Annotated in this window: 12 protein-coding genes; 7 read left to right on the top strand and 5 right to left on the bottom strand. The window is 73.4% G+C overall.

The genetic code is table 11. The annotated features are described in order from the left end of the window. The first annotated feature begins 3 nt into the window (after positions 1-3). The 5 genes from FHX32_RS32855 to FHX32_RS32835 all read left to right on the top strand — a co-directional run bounded on the left by FHX32_RS32855 (position 4) and on the right by FHX32_RS32835 (position 4661). Entirely contained in the window at positions 4-1398 is a 1395-nt protein-coding gene (locus FHX32_RS32855; protein WP_167191830.1) for an extracellular solute-binding protein, read from the top strand. Further along, positions 1395-2354: a carbohydrate ABC transporter permease gene (locus FHX32_RS32850; protein WP_167191828.1), complete on the top strand. Its 960-nt coding sequence runs from the start codon at positions 1395-1397 to the stop codon at positions 2352-2354. The genes FHX32_RS32855 and FHX32_RS32850 overlap by 4 nt, the downstream gene beginning before the upstream one ends. Beyond that, positions 2354-3220: a carbohydrate ABC transporter permease gene (locus FHX32_RS32845; RefSeq protein ID WP_167191826.1), complete on the top strand. Its 867-nt coding sequence runs from the start codon at positions 2354-2356 to the stop codon at positions 3218-3220. Before FHX32_RS32850 ends, FHX32_RS32845 begins: the two co-directional genes overlap by 1 nt. 194 nt (positions 3221-3414) lie before the next feature. Then, positions 3415-4029, top strand: coding sequence for a class I SAM-dependent methyltransferase (locus FHX32_RS32840; protein WP_167191824.1), 615 nt, complete (start codon positions 3415-3417; stop codon positions 4027-4029). A 29-nt stretch (positions 4030-4058) separates the two neighbouring features. Beyond that, the gene (locus FHX32_RS32835) at positions 4059-4661 is read left to right on the top strand and encodes a class I SAM-dependent methyltransferase (RefSeq protein WP_167191822.1); all 603 of its coding nucleotides are present in this window, start codon (positions 4059-4061) and stop codon (positions 4659-4661) included. A 6-nt stretch (positions 4662-4667) separates the two neighbouring features. Here the strand turns inward: FHX32_RS32835 and eccB are convergent, their stop codons facing one another. Continuing rightward, positions 4668-6056, bottom strand: a complete 1389-nt coding sequence (gene eccB / locus FHX32_RS32830) for a type VII secretion protein EccB (RefSeq protein WP_167191820.1) — start codon at positions 6054-6056, stop codon at positions 4668-4670. Positions 6057-6168: 112 nt separating this feature from the next. Beyond that, entirely contained in the window at positions 6169-6597 is a 429-nt protein-coding gene (locus FHX32_RS32825) for an MDR/zinc-dependent alcohol dehydrogenase-like family protein (protein ID WP_208419638.1), read from the bottom strand. A gap of 96 nt (positions 6598-6693) precedes the next feature. Between FHX32_RS32825 and FHX32_RS32820 the strand changes: the two genes are divergently transcribed. Together FHX32_RS32820 and FHX32_RS32815 are read left to right on the top strand one after the other, a co-directional pair. After that, positions 6694-7413, top strand: a complete 720-nt coding sequence (locus FHX32_RS32820) for a class I SAM-dependent methyltransferase (RefSeq protein WP_167191818.1) — start codon at positions 6694-6696, stop codon at positions 7411-7413. Between the two features lie 145 nt (positions 7414-7558). Further along, positions 7559-8560 carry a hypothetical protein gene (locus FHX32_RS32815; RefSeq protein ID WP_167191816.1) on the top strand — a complete coding sequence of 334 codons (1002 nt, stop codon included), beginning with the start codon at positions 7559-7561 and terminating at the stop codon, positions 8558-8560. Between the two features lie 146 nt (positions 8561-8706). Here FHX32_RS32815 and FHX32_RS32810 read toward each other — a convergent pair whose 3' ends face one another. The 3 genes from FHX32_RS32810 to FHX32_RS32800 all read right to left on the bottom strand — a co-directional run bounded on the left by FHX32_RS32810 (position 8707) and on the right by FHX32_RS32800 (position 12037). Next, positions 8707-10527 carry an acyl-CoA dehydrogenase gene (locus FHX32_RS32810; RefSeq protein WP_167191814.1) on the bottom strand — a complete coding sequence of 607 codons (1821 nt, stop codon included), beginning with the start codon at positions 10525-10527 and terminating at the stop codon, positions 8707-8709. A 183-nt stretch (positions 10528-10710) separates the two neighbouring features. Next, positions 10711-11322 carry a hypothetical protein gene (locus tag FHX32_RS32805; protein ID WP_167191812.1) on the bottom strand — a complete coding sequence of 204 codons (612 nt, stop codon included), beginning with the start codon at positions 11320-11322 and terminating at the stop codon, positions 10711-10713. A 193-nt stretch (positions 11323-11515) separates the two neighbouring features. Next, on the bottom strand, positions 11516-12037 hold the full coding sequence (locus tag FHX32_RS32800) for a SigE family RNA polymerase sigma factor (protein WP_167191810.1): 522 nt from the start codon (positions 12035-12037) through the stop codon (positions 11516-11518). Between the last annotated feature and the right edge of the window lie 32 nt (positions 12038-12069).

The following is a 12069-nucleotide window of genomic DNA, read 5'->3' as shown; positions in this document are numbered from 1 at the left end:
CCGATGTCAGCACCTCCGATGCGGATGCTCGCCGCCACCCTGATCGTGACCCTCACCGGGGCCAGCCTGCTGGCCTGCGGCGACGACGATTCCGGCGACGACAGCAACACGATCACGGTGTGGAGCCTGGAGGACGTGGCCGACAGGGTCACCGCCACCAAGGCGATCATCGCCGACTTCACCGCGAAGACCGGGATCACCGTCGACCTGGTCACCGTCAACGAGGACCAGTTCCCCTCCCTGATCGCCGCCAGCGCCGCCGCCGGCGAACTGCCCGACGTGGTCGGCTCGGTGTCGCTGGCCGGCGTACGCACCCTGGCCGGCAACGAGCTGCTGCACCCCACGGCGAACGGCGAGGTGGTGGATTCGCTCGGCCGGCAGACGTTCTCCCCGCGGGCGCTGGAGCTGACCTCCGACGACGGCAAGCAGCTCGCCGTGCCCAGCGACGGCTGGGGGCAGCTGCTCGTCTACCGCAAGGACCTCTTCGCCGCCGCCGGGCTGCCCGCCCCCGACACGTACGAGAAGATCACCAACGCCGCGCGGACGCTGCACCGCGGCGGCGTCGCCGGCATCACCGCGGCCACCGCCCCCGGCGAGGTGTTCACCCAGCAGACCTTCGAGCACCTGGCGCTGGCCAACAACTGCCAGCTCACCGACGACTCCGGCACCGTCAAGCTGGACTCGCCCGAGTGCGTCGAGGCGTTCCGCTTCTACGGCGACCTGATGCGCAACTGGTCGGTCAAGGGCGGGCAGGACGTGGACACCACCCGGGCCACCTACTTCGCCGGCAAGGCCGCCATGCTGATCTGGTCGCCGTTCATCCTCGACGAGCTGGCCGGGCTGCGCAACGACGCCAGACCCACCTGCCCGCAGTGCCAGGCAGACCCGACCTTCCTGGCGAAGAACAGCGGCTTCGTCACCGGGATCCAGGGCCCGAACGGCAGCGCACCCGCCCAGTACGGCGAGATCAGCTCCTGGGCGGTGCTCGACGGCGCGGCGACCGACGCGGCGAAGTCCTTCGTGTCGCACCTGCTCGACGAGGCGTACCCGCGCTGGTTCGGCATGTCGCCGGAGGGCCGCTTCCCGGTCCGCAAGGGCACCCCGGCCGAGCCGGAGAAGTTCCTCACCGCCTGGAACACCAGCCAGGCCGGGGTGGACGCGAAGAAGCCGCTCGCCGAGGTGTACGGCGACGAGGTGCTCGCCGGGCTGCGCCGCAGCCCGGACACCTTCCAGCGCTGGGGCCTCGCCCAGGGGCAGGGCAAGCTGGTCGGCGCGATCCTCGGCGAACTGCCGGTGCTTAAGGCGCTGAGCGACGTCGTCGCCGGCAGGTCCGACGCCGCCGCGGCCGCCGGACGGGCCAAGAAGGACGTGGAAGCCGTCAAGGCGGGCGTCAATTGACCACCACCGCACCCGGTGCCGGCCGCTCCCCCACCCGGGAGCGGCCGGCACCGGCCCGCCGCCGCAAGCCGCTCACCCTGCGCCGCCGCGAGTCCCGGGCCGGGCTCGCGCTGGTCGCCCCGACCGTGCTCGTCGTCGTCGCGGCGATCGGCATCCCGATCGTCTGGACCGTGGTGCTGGCCTTTCAGCGGGTCCGCCTGGCCACCCTGCGCCGGACGGGGCTGTTCGGCGAGTTCACCCTGGACAACGTCGAACGGGTGCTGAACACTCCCGGCTTCGCCGAGACGCTCTGGACCACGCTGGTCTACAGCGTCGGCGCCACCGCCGGCTCGATCGCGCTCGGCCTGGTGGCGGCGCTCGTGGTCCGCCGGCCGTTCCGGGGCCGCACCCTGGTCCGCGCGTCGATGCTGCTGCCGTACGTGGCCCCGGTGGTCGCGGTCACCTTCGTCTGGCAGGTGATGCTCGACCCGCAGCTCGGCATCGTCAACGACTGGGGCCGACGGTTCCTCGGCTGGGACACCCCGGTGCCCTTCCTGTCCCAGGAGTCGACCGCCCTGGCCACCGTCGTCGCGTTCGAGGCGTGGCGCTATTTCCCGTTCGCGTTCCTGTTCCTGCTCGCCCGCCTCCAGGCGGTGCCCGGCGAGCTGGAGGAGGCCGCCCGGGTGGACGGGGCCACCCCCACCCAGCGGTTCCGGCACATCCTGCTGCCCCAACTGATGCCGGTGATCGCCATGCTCGGCGTGCTCCGGTTCATCATGACCTTCAACAAGTTCGACGACGTCTACCTGCTCACCGGCGGTGCGGCCGGCACTGAGGTGGTCAGCGTCCGGGTCTACGAGTTCCTCACCGCCCGTACCGACATCGGCGCGGCGGCGGCCCAGGCCGTCGTGCTGGCCGTGGTGCTCGTCGTGTTCGTGCTGATCTACCTGCGCTTCTTCGGACGGAGGGTCGGCTGATGGACCGCGACCGGGTCGAGACGGTGAGCCTGCGCTGGCTGCGCCGGCTGGTGATCGCGGCGTTCCTGCTGGTCACCGTCCTCCCCTTCTACTACATGCTGGTGCTGTCGGTACGCCCCATCGAGCGGCTGCTGCTCGACCCCGGCTCGCTCGTCGTCGGTCTCGGCGAACTGACCGTCAGCACGTACACCGAGGTGTTGCGGGCCGCCGACGACGGCGGCCAGGGCTTCCTCACCTTCATGCGCAACAGCGGGCTGGTGGCGGTCGCGGCGACCCTGCTCACCCTGCTGGTGTCGATCCCCGGCGCGTACGCCGTCGCCCGGCTGCGGTTCTTCGGCCGCCGGCAGGTGCACTTCCTCTTCCTGGCGGTCTACCTGTTCCCGTCGATCGTCATCGCGATCCCGCTCTTCGTGGTCTTCACCCGGGCCGGGCTGCGCGGCTCGTTGTTCGGCCTGATCCTGGTCTACATCTCGCAGACCCTGCCGGTCTCGGTCTACATGCTGAAGAACTACTTCGAGACCATCCCGGTCAGCCTTGAGGAGTCCGCGGCCATCGACGGGGCCGGCCGGCTCGGCGTCATCCGGCGGGTCAGCCTGCCCCTCGCGATGCCCTCGATCGTGGCGGTCGCGCTCTACGACTTCATGATCGCTTGGAACGAGTTCCTCTTCGCGCTGCTCTTCCTCGTCGACAAGCCCAACCGGTGGACCGTGTCGCTCGGGCTGGCGCAGCTCGCCGACGGGGTCGAGGTGCCCAAGACGGTGCTGATGGCCGGGTCGGTCATCCTCACCCTGCCCATCGTGATTCTCTTCTTCGCCAGTGAGCGGCTGCTCACCGAGGGTCTCACCAGCGGCGCGGAGAAGGGGTGACGGACTGCCGTCGGCGCGGGGCGCCGGTGACGCCCCGACACCGCCCGGTCACCCGGCGCACAGCTGCACAAACTGGCCGGTCAGTTACCCCACGGGCCGCCCCGGAGGCCGTAGCATCGGGGCCGGCCCGCCCCCGGGCGGCCCGGGGGAAACCGCGCGCACAGCTTCTACCGACGCAGATAGAGGATCCGGCGATGAGTCAGACAGGGCAGGAGAACCACACGGGCACCGCTGGCGAGGACTACACCCGCCGCCTGCAGCGACTGGGTGGCGCCCGGTGGAAGCAGGTGCTCGACGTGCAGGCGCCCTACCGCTGGAACCTGCGCCGGCTCCAGTTGGGCCGCACTCTCGACGTCGGCTCCGGCCTCGGCCGCAACCTGATCAACCTGGGCGCCGACAGCGTCGGCGTGGACCACAACCCCACCTCCGTGGCGCACTGCCGGGAACTCGGGCTGGAGGCGTACACCACCGAGGAGTTCCTCGCCTCCGAGTACGCCCGCCCGGACGCCTTCGACTCGATGCTCGCCGCGCACCTGCTCGAACACATGCCGGCCGAGCAGGCCCGCGAGGTGATCTCGATGTACCTGCCGTTCCTGCGTTCCGGCGGCCGGGCGGTGTTCATCACGCCGCAGGAGCGCGGTTACCGCAGCGACGCGACGCACGTCCGGTTCGTCGGCTTCGCCGAGGCGGCGGAGACCTGCCGTGAGCTGGGCCTGACCGTGGAGCGGCAGTACTCGTTCCCGTTCCCCCGCGTCTTCGGCAAGATCTTCACCTACAACGAGTTCATCACGGTGGCCCGGCTGCCGTGACGCTCCGACCCCCTCGCTAGCGTGGGGGCATGGCGAACCCGACCCGCTGGGCGACCGACACCGGCCCGGAGCACTCGCAGTGGTACATCGACCGGTTCCGCCGGCTGGCGGCCGAGGGCGCCGACCTGGCCGGTGAGGCCCGGTTCATGGACGCGATGGTGGCGCCCGGGTCGCGGATCCTCGACGCCGGCTGCGGGACCGGCCGGGTCGGTGCCGCGCTCGCCGCCCGCGGGCACACCGTGGTCGGGGTGGACGCCGACCCGGCGCTGGTCGAGGCCGCCCGGGCCGACCACCCCGGGCCGCGGTGGCTGGTCGCCGACTTGGCCGAACTGGATCTGGCCGCGGCCGGCGAACCCGAACCGTTCGACGCGGCCGTGGTCGCCGGCAACGTGATGGCCTTCGTCGCGCCGGGCACCGAGCCGGCGGTGCTGGCCCGGATCACCGCGCACCTGCGTCCCGACGGCGTGGTGGTGGTCGGCTTCGGCACCGACCGGGGCTATCCGCTGACCGAGTTCGACGCCCACGCGGTGACGGCCGGGCTGCGCCTGGAGCACCGTTTCGCGACCTGGGACCTGCGGCCGTGGCGGGCGGACGCCGACTTCGCCGTCAGCGTGCTGCGCCGCCCGGCCTGACGGCCCTCAGGTCGGGGCGGCCACCACCCGGGCCGCCGCGGGGTCCAGGGTGGCGCCGGCGGGGACCAGGCTGACCAGCCCGGCCGGCAACCGGACCGGCCGGACCTCGCGGTAGCCGAGCATGCCGAGCACCTCGCCGACGGCCAGCACGTACCGCCGCCCCAGGTCGGTGACGACGGAGACCGCGCCGCCGGTCGCCCCCGGCCCGGCGACCGACTCGACGACCGCGCCGCGCCCCGGCTCGACCAGGACATGGTCGGCCAGCACCCCGCCGCCGGCCGGTGCCGGGGTGCGGGGCGTGGCCCCGAGGTCGGGCAGGGCCGCCCCGAGCCGCACGTCGACCACCGCGCCGTCGTCGCCGAACCGGGCGCAGAGCGCCGCTCCGTCCAGCGCGGCCAGCCTCGGCGGTACGGTCGGCGGCGCGGCCGAGCCGGTCGGCGCGAGGTCGGGCAGTTTCGGCAGCGCGGCGAACCGGCCCAGGGTGATCGACTCCGGCTCACGCTGGCCGGTGCGGGCGAGCAGCAGGCTGGCCTGTAGTTCGGTGATGCCGGCCAGCCCGTCCCGCAGCGCCACGGCGTACTGCCGGCCGCCGCCGGAGTTGCGCACCAGGTAGACGTCGCCGATCCGGGCGCCGGACACCCGCTCGGAGGGTTCGCCCTCGTCGGGCAGCGCCAGCGGCGCCAGGTCGGCGCCGGCCGGCAGGACGTTGAGCAGCGCCGGGGCGACCGGGACCGCGCGGGCCCGGGTGGCCGCCAGCGCCGCGAGCACCCGGTTGGTGTCCCGGACGAGGTGCCGCCGGTGCTGCCAGAGCAGGTGCAGCCCGCCGTCCGGGTGCCGCAGCAGCAGCGCGTCCTCGCCGAGCGGCCGGCCGCCGGCGGCGTCGACGCCGACCAGCAGCGCCGATCGGGGCGCTTCCGGCGCGGTCCCGGCCGGGGGCGCCGAGCAGACCGTCCAAGGCGCGGTGACCAGCCGGCCCGGGGCGGGCAGCGAGTCGGGGGCGTCGGCGATGCCGAGCGGGACGCCGCGCGGCACCCCGTCGATGGAGCGGCGGGAGACCAGTACCGTCTTCGGCCGGTCCGCGCCGATGATCAGCAGCGCGGAGGCGTAGTTGAGCACCGGGTGCAGCTTCTGCTCCCGGTAGACGAACCGGGCGCCGGACTCCTTCTCCACGATCACCGCACCGGCGTCGCGCCACTTGCTGCCACCCCCGGCGAACAGCCCGTAGAGCGCGGAGCCGCCCACGCCGATGGCCGCGACCAGGACGCTGGCCAGCGCGGCGCCGGCCAGCCGCCGGAACGGCGACTGCGCCGGGTCGGTCTCGCGCATCACCAGCGCGGCGACCGCCCGCTGGACGGTGAACTGGTACGAGTGCAGCTGGTCCTGCCGCGACGGCATGGGATCCCTTCCGGCGAGTCGGTCGGGGCACAGGATAAGCGCTGCGTCGATATCCCGACGACCCTCCGTCGCGAGCCCTCGACGGCTCGGCGGGTGGGCACCCCGCTCGGGGTCAGGGCCGCAGGATCAGCCGGATCGGGTTGCCCTGCTTGGTCTGCACCCGCCGCACCGCCTGTTCCGCCTCGGCCAGCGGCAGCACGTCGCTGACCGAGGCGGACAGGTCCAGCCGCCGCTGCCGGGCCAGCGACACCAGCTGCTCCACGTGTTCGGCCTCCGAGCCGTAGTGCCCGAGCACCGCCTGTTGCAGGTAGTTGAACGCGACCGCCTCGCCGGGCCGGGTCCGCCCGGTGTCGGTCACCGCCGCCGAGGGCGTGGAGACCGCGTCGGGGATGATGCAGGCCTGCTCGAACGGCAACTCGTCCGGGATCGGGACCACGGTCTCCTGGCTGGCCATGGCGTACTCGGTCCAACCGCCGTCGTAGTCCACGACCCGGATGAACACGGTGCCACGCCGGTCCCGCTCCCCCGCCTGGAGCAGCACCCGGCGACGGCGGATCGATGCGCCGCCGCCCGCCGGCGTGCCGGCCGCCGGCGTGCCGGCCGCCGCCGGGCGCCGGGGCGGGTAGCATCCCGGCCGGTGAGCACGCGATTCGAGGAACTGGCCTGGCGGGAGACCCCGATCGGCGCCATCAGCCTGCGCCGGCGCCGCGACCCCTTCCTCGACACCGAGGTGTACGAGGTGAAGCTCGACGACGAGTACCTGATGTCCAGCCTGTTCCCGGTCGCAGAGATCGAACTTGCCCGGCTGGGACTGGCCGCGCTGACCGGCCCGGCGCTCGACGTGGTCGTCGGCGGCCTCGGCCTCGGCTACACCGCCCGGACCGCGCTGGCCGACGACCGGGTCCGCTCGCTGGTCGTGGTGGAGGCGATCGCGGACGTCATCGACTGGCACCGGCGGGAACTGCTGCCCTTCGCGGCCGGGCTGGCCACCGACCCGCGGACCCGGTTCGTGCGGGCGGACTTCTTCGCCGCGGTCGCCGACGGCACCGGCCTCGATCCGGACGCCCCCGGGCGACGGTTCCACGCCGTGCTGCTCGACGTCGACCACTCCCCCCGCCAGGTGCTGCACCCGAGCCACGCCGCCTTCTACACGCCGGACGGACTGCGCCGGCTCGCCGCGTGCCTGCACCCGGACGGGGTGTTCGCGCTCTGGTCGGACGATCCGCCCGACGCCGGCTTCGAGTCGGTCCTCGCCGAGGTGTTCACCACCGCACGGGCACACGTCGTGCCGTTCGCCAACCCGCTGACCGGCGGCGAGTCGGCCAACACCGTCTACGTCGCGCACGCCCCGGCCTGACCGCCCGCCGAGCGGAGAGCGGACGGTGTCCACACCGGACGGCCCCTACGATCGCCGATCCGACAGCGCCGCAACCTTCCACCGCGACCGTGCGTCTTGCGTGTGCCGAGCCCGGAGAGCCGGGCCGTACACGGGGGAGGAACCCATGACCCAGATCGCTCGACGCCGGATCCTGGCCGGAGTCGCCGCCGGCCTGCTGACCGCCTCGCTCGGCGTCGCCGGCACGGCCGGTGCCGCGACCGCGGCGCCCGGGAAGAGCATCCGCCTCTGCGCGCTGCGGCCGCTGGCCTACCCGGTCGACTCGTACCGGGCGTCGGCCGACGCCATCGACCCGACCGGCCGGTACATCGCCGGTTCCGGGCTGCGGACCACTGGTGGCGTCAACCAGCCGCTACTGCTGATCTGGGACGGCGGACGGCTGACCACCGTCGAGTCGCCCATCGTGGAGTTCGTGGTGGACGTCAACACCGAAGGTGTGGTGATCGGCAACGGATGGGAGGACGGCAGCCGGCCGTGGCGGTACCACGCCGGTCAGGTGGAGACCCTGCCCGTCGGCGAGTTCCGCTACGTGGACCTCGCCGCGATCAACGGCAGCGGAGACATCGTCGGCTCGGGCTACGACTCGAACGACGTGCAGGTGGCGTTGCGCTGGCCGGCCAGCCGACCGGGAACCGTCGAGGTGCTGGACGTGCCGGCCGACGCGAGCGCGCAGGACATCACCGAGGACGGCACCATCATCGGCACGGCCGGCTCGTTCACCGACCCCACCGGCTGGGTGCGCACCCCGGCCGGCGAGGTCCGGCCGCTGACCGTACCCGGTGCGCAGGCATCGCGGCTGGACGCGGCCAGCGGCCGGTACGCGATCGGCCGGGTCGACCTCGGCGGCCCGAACGAGGTGAAGGTGCGCTGGGACCTCACCAGTGACGCCGGCGTCGACCTCGACCCGCGGTTCGAGTGGCTGACCGACGTCAACCGGCACGGCGTGGTGGTCGGCGGGAACCGGATCAGCCGGGGCGCCAGCTCGGTGATCCTGCCCGGCGGCGGCACCGGTGTCGCCATCGGGGCCCGCGCGATCTCCGACAACGGCATCGTGGTCGGCTTCCACAACGGCACCCGGGTCAGCCCGGTGCGCTGGACCGGCTGCTGACGCACCCGCGCAGCTCGCGATACGTGGCGCGCGGCCGTCGTCCGACGGTCGCGCGCCACCGGACGGTCAGCCGACCGGCGGGCCGATCCGCCGGACCCGCCCCCATGACCGGCAAGGACAGGCGGCCGGCGCACCCAGCGACCGGGTCAGAACCAGTCCTCGCGCATCTCCAGGGTGGTCCGGTCCAGGCTCTCCAGCAGGTCGAACTGGGGCCCGGTACGGGGCAGCTCGTACCGGAAGAAGTACCGGGCGGCCTGCCGCTTGCCGGCGTAGAAGGCCACGTCGTCGTCGGAGTCGGTCGGACCGCTCGCGGCCTCGACGGCGAGCAGCTGCTCCAGCCACATCCAGGCGATCACCACGTGGCCGACCGCCTCCAGGTAGACGCTGGCGTTGGCCAGCGCCAGCTCCGGCTCGCCCCGCTCCCACAGCCGCCGGGTCACCAGGGAGACCCGGTCCAACGCACCGCCCAGCCGGGCGGCCAGCTCGGCGGGCTCGCCCTCGGCCTTCCAGGCCCGGCCGACCGTGGCCCGGATGGTGTCGACCAGCAGCGCCAGGCCGGCCCCGTCCCGCATGGTCACCTTGCGACCGAGCAGGTCCAGCGCCTGGATGCCGTACGTGCCCTCGTGGATCGGGTTGAGCCGGTTGTCCCGCCAGTGCTGCTCCACGTCGTAGTCGCGGGTGTAGCCGTAGCCGCCGTGCACCTGGATGGCCAGGTCGTTGGCGGCCAGGCACCACTGTGACGGCCAGCTCTTGGTGATCGGGGTGAGCACGTCCAGCAGCAGGCGGGCCCGGTCCCGGTCGGCCTCGGCCGGTGCGGTCCGCTGCTCGTCGAGCAGCCGGCCGCAGTAGAGCACCAGCGCGAGCGCGCCCTCCACGTAGCTCTTCTGCGCCAGCAGCATCCGCTTGACGTCGGCGTGCGCGACGATCGGCACCTGCGGCGCGGTCGGGTCCTTGTCGGCCACCGGCCGGCCCTGCGGGCGCTGCCGGGCGTACGCCAGGGACTTCAGGTAGCCGGTGTAGCCGAGCGCCGTCGCGCCGGCGCCGACCCCGATGCGCGCCTCGTTCATCATGTGGAACATCTGCGCCAGACCCTGGTGCGGTCCGCCGACGAGGTAGCCGACAGCGCCGGGACGCCCGCCGGGTCGGTGCACCCCGTCACCGAAGTTGAGCAGCGTGTTCGTGGTGCCCCGGTAGCCCAGCTTGTGGTTGAGGCCGACCAGCACGACGTCATTGCGGGCGCCCAGTGCGCCGTCGTCGTCCACCAGCACCTTGGGGACGATGAACAGCGAGATCCCCCTGACCCCCGGCGGGCCGCCGGGAATCCGGGCGAGCACCAGGTGCACGATGTTCTCGGCGAGTTCGTGGTCCCCACCGGAGATCCACATCTTGGTGCCGTGCAGCCGGTACGTCCCGTCGTCCTGCGGCTCCGCCCGGGTGGTGATGTCCGCCAGTGAGCTGCCGGCCTGCGGCTCGGACAGGCACATGGTGCCGAAGAACCGGCCCCGCACCATCGGCCGTACCCAGGTGTCGACCTGCTCGGCGCTGCCGTACGCCAGCAGCAGGTTGGCGTTGCCCAGGGTGAGGAACGGGTACGCCGAGGTGGCCACGTTGGCGGCCTGGAACCAGGCGAAGCAGGCCGCCGAGACGGCGTGCGGCAGTTGCATACCGCCGACCGAGGAGTCCAGGCTGGCGGCCAGCAGCCCGGTCTCGGCAAACACGTCCAGGGCCGCCTTGACCTGCGGGATCAGCCGCACCCGCTGGCCGTCGAAGGTGGGCTCGGTGAGGTCGGCCGCCCGGTTGTGCGGGGCGAACCGCTCGGTGGCCACCCGCTCGGCGAGGTCCAGCACGGCGTCGAAGGTCTCCCGCGAGTGCTCGGCGTAGCGGGACCGTTCGGTCAGCCGCGCCACGTCCAGCCACTCGTGCAGCAGGAACCTCAGGTCACGGCGGGAGAGCAGGGTGGACGGCACGGGTCTCCTTCCTCGGCGGGGCCGACGGCACCGCGATCCGGTCCGGCCGCCCTTCCGCAGCTCATCCTGGCCGATCGCGCCGCCCGACGCACCAACCGCGCACCCGCGCCGCGGCGCGCCGGATCCGCTCGGGCCGGCCCGCCCCCGTCCCGCCGGGCCGGCCCGTCCGCGGTCCCCCGTCGGCTACACCGGTCGCCAGGACGCCGGGTCGTCCCACCCGTCCACCAGCCGGATGGACGCGGCCAGGTCGAGGGCGCCGGCCCGGCCACCCACCGCCGCCTGCCCCGCCACCGTCTCGGGGTTGACCTCGCCGACGCAACCGGTGCAGCCGCCGGGCAGCTGGGCGACCCGGTAGACGCCGGTACCGGAGAACTCGTCGGCCATGGCCCGCCGGCCAGCCACGGTGAGACCGGCCTTGAATTCGTCGGCCTTGAAGATCCCGTTGCTCCCGCCGAGCATGTAGTCGGCGCGCACCTCGGCTGAGCCGACGTTCTTCGGCAGCACGTACCGCAGGCTCGCGTCCAGCCACCCGCCCCGGAAGTTCCGTATCTCGGTGCCCTCCAGGACCACTCCCCCGGGGGCGGCGACCGACGCGAAGGGCACGGTCACCGGTCGCTCCTCCCAGACCAGCCCTTCGGCGATCTGGCGGGCGAGTTCCTCCGGACGCTCGTACTCCCGGACGCTGATCGCGATCCAGCCGTCCGGGGCGTACTGCCAGGAGAGCACGGCAGCGTGCTGGTGGGTGTAGAAGAACGCGGGCTGCCCGTTGACCGGCGCCACGGGCGTGCCGGGCAAGGGCCACCGGCGAGGACGGTCCCGCCGAGCACCGCGACCACGGTCAGCACGGCGGCCGCCCCGGCGACGGCGAACCGCCGCCGCAGCAGCCGCTCGCCGCCGGTGACCAGTTCCGCCGCCGGCACGCCCCCGGCCGGCAGGTAGTCGGCCACCCGGCTCAGCAGGGTGCGCACCGCCCGCTCCTCGTTGTCGTTCACCGCGCCACTCCCTCCGAGTCCGTGTCCACCGGAAGCCAGCGGCGCAGCGCGGCGAGGCCCCGCGCGGTCTGGCTCTTCACGTTGCCGGTCGAGCAGCCGAGCACCCCGGCGGTCTGCTCGACGGAGAGGTCCGCGTAGAACCGCAGCACCGGGACGACCCGCTGCCCCGGCGGCACGGAGGCCAGCGCGCGGCGTAGCGTGACCGCGTCCGCCACGGCGTCGTCCGGGCCGGCCGGATCGTCGCGGGGCACCGGCTCGGGCGTACGGTCCAGCAGCCGCCCCCCCCAGCGGGACCGCCGCTCCTCCTGGAAGACCCGCACCAGCATCCGGTGCACGTACGCCTCGACGTCGTCGGCGCCCCGCACCCGTGGCCACTTGAGGTAGAGCTTGGTCAGCGTCTGCTGCACCACGTCGTCGGCCCGGTGCTGGTCACCGGTGAGCAGGTAGGCGGTGCGGCGCAGCTTCGGGGTGGTGGCCGTGACGAATTCGACGTACTCGTGCCGTTGTGTCGCCTGCATCCACCACTCCCGTCCACCGCCGTCACCGTAGG

The organism is Micromonospora sp. CNZ280 (assembly GCF_011759515.1).
This window is presented reverse-complemented; position numbering and strand designations above follow the sequence as displayed.